This window comes from Methylopila musalis (genome assembly GCF_042679725.1).
GTDB classification, from domain to species: Bacteria; Pseudomonadota; Alphaproteobacteria; order Rhizobiales; family Methylopilaceae; genus Methylopila; species Methylopila musalis.
This window is the reverse complement of sequence record NZ_JBHTMX010000351.1, coordinates 1-1,384: the sequence shown is the minus strand read 5'-3', so window position 1 is coordinate 1,384 and position 1,384 is coordinate 1. Positions and strand designations below refer to the sequence as shown.

The 1,384-nt window shown below is 75.2% G+C and carries 1 protein-coding gene; it reads left to right on the top strand.

Annotated elements, in window-relative coordinates:
- Nucleotides 1–1,384 (top strand): ComEC/Rec2 family competence protein (locus ACFQ4O_RS17555; RefSeq protein WP_378777666.1); only part of this gene is annotated, 1,384 nt, incomplete at both ends.

The window sequence follows — 1,384 nt, the reverse complement described above, 5'->3', positions numbered from 1 at the left end:
CGGCTGGAGCGCGCCCAGCGCGCCGAGGTCACGGGCCGCGTGGTGAGGGTGGAGCCCCGCGACGGCGGACGGCGGCGCATCACGCTCGCGGTGGAGCGGTTCGGCGCGCTGGAGCCTGACGCCCGGCCAAAGCGCGTGCGGGTGACGCTGAGCGCGGAGCCCAGGCTGACGGCGGGCGACCGTCTCGCCCTGTCCGCCTTCTGGCGGCCGCCGCAGCAGCCTCTGCGGCCCGGCGGCTACGACTTCGCGCTGATGGCCTATTTCGACGGACTCGGCGCGACGGGCGCGCAGGCGAAGGACGTCCGGCTGCAGCCCCGCCCGCCGGACGCGGGCCTCGAGCGGTTCTCCACCGCGCTGGAGCGGCTGCGCGAACGCCTGACCGAGCGCATCGCCACCACGGTCGGCGGTCCGCAGGGCGCGGTCGCCGCGGCGCTCGTCACCGGCGTGCGCGGCCCCATCCCGCAGGACGTGGAGGACGACCTGCGGGCGGCGGGCCTCAGCCACATCCTGTCGATCTCGGGCCTGCACATGGCGCTGGTGGCGGGCACGCTGTTCTGGCTGGTGCGCGCGCTGCTCTCGGCGTCCGAACGGGCGGCGCTGCGGTTGCCGGTCAAGGCGATCGCCGCCGTGACGGCGCTTGCGGGCGCGACCTTCTATCTCGCGCTGTCCGGCGCGGAGGTCGCGACCCAGCGCTCCTATCTGATGGCGGGGATCGTGTTCGTGGCGATCCTGATCGGCCGGCCCGCGGTGACGCCGCGCAATCTGGCGCTCGCGGCTCTGCTGGTGCTGGCGCTCACGCCCCAGGCCGTGCTCGGCCCGAGCTTTCAGATGTCGTTCGCGGCGGTGGCCGCCCTGATCGCGACCTTCGAGATCTGGTCCGCGCGCAAGGTCGCGACGGAGCCCGGCGGGCGGTTCGAGCGGTTCGTCGCCGCGGCGTGGCGGATCGCGCTGGCGGCCGTTCTCACCACGCTGGTGGCGGGGCTCGCAAGCGCGCCCTTCGCCGCCTACCACTTCCACCGCGTGACGCCCTATGCGCTCGCCGGCAACGCGCTGGCGACGCCGCTCATCAGCATGATCGTCATGCCGAGCGTGGTGGGCGGCCTGCTGTTCACGCCGCTCGGGCTCGACGGGCCGTGGTGGCGGCTGATGGGGTTCGGCCTCGACGGCGTTCTCGCCGTGGCCCGCTTCGTGGCGTCCTGGCCCGGGGCGGAGCGCATGTCCGGCGCCTTCGGCGCGCCTGCGATCGCGCTGTTCGCGCTCGGCCTCGCATGGCTCTGTCTGTGGCGCACGGCGCTCCGCGTCGCGGCGGTCGCGCCGCTCGGGCTCGCGCTGGCGCTCAGCCTCTGGCCCCACCGGCCGGACGTGGTGGTCCACCCGGAAGGCC